This is a genomic window from Natronococcus sp., assembly GCF_047921035.1.
Classification (GTDB): Archaea; Halobacteriota; Halobacteria; order Halobacteriales; family Natrialbaceae; genus Natronococcus.
Genome location: NZ_JBLRWX010000270.1, coordinates 1 through 521, shown reverse-complemented (window position 1 = coordinate 521; position 521 = coordinate 1). Strand labels below are relative to the sequence as shown.

The window sequence follows — 521 nt, the reverse complement described above, 5'->3', positions numbered from 1 at the left end:
GGCACGCCTGGACGCAGCCGCCGCAGCGGACGCAGGCGTCGAGGAGGTCGGCGGGCGGCGCGTCGGCGGTGCGGTAGTGGCTGGCGCCAGCGGGTGGCGGGTGCGGTGGCAAGTCCCTTTCGCGTCCGGCGAGCGAGGAGCGGGCGTGGGCGACGTCCGCGCCGCCGGAGGGCCGGAGCTCAGGAGGGGATGTACGCGATGCCGTCGGGGTGGATGCCGGCCCGGTGACGCGCGATCTCGGTGAAGGCGGCGACGTCGATCACGGAGACGTCGTTGGTCTTGTTGTTGGCGACGTAGGCGTAGCGCCCGCTCGGCTCGAACACGATCCCGCCGGGCCAGATGCCGATCGGGATGCGCGCGATCTCGCGGTGGCTGCTGGTGTCGAGCACCGAGACGTCCTTGGAGTAGCGGTTGGGGACGAAGGCGTAGCGGCCGTCGATCGTGAACGCCATGCGCACCGGCAGCGAGCCGATCGACTCGCGCGCGATCATCTCGTGCGTGCTGGTCGAGAACACCTGCAC

General features: G+C 71.6%; 1 protein-coding gene. It reads right to left on the bottom strand.

Annotation, left to right across the window (positions count from 1 at the left end; translation table 11 throughout):
• Positions 1-179: 179 nt before the first annotated feature.
• The coding region (locus ACNA7R_RS20650) for a YncE family protein (RefSeq protein ID WP_416285399.1) at positions 180-521 on the bottom strand (342 nt) is incomplete at its 5' end.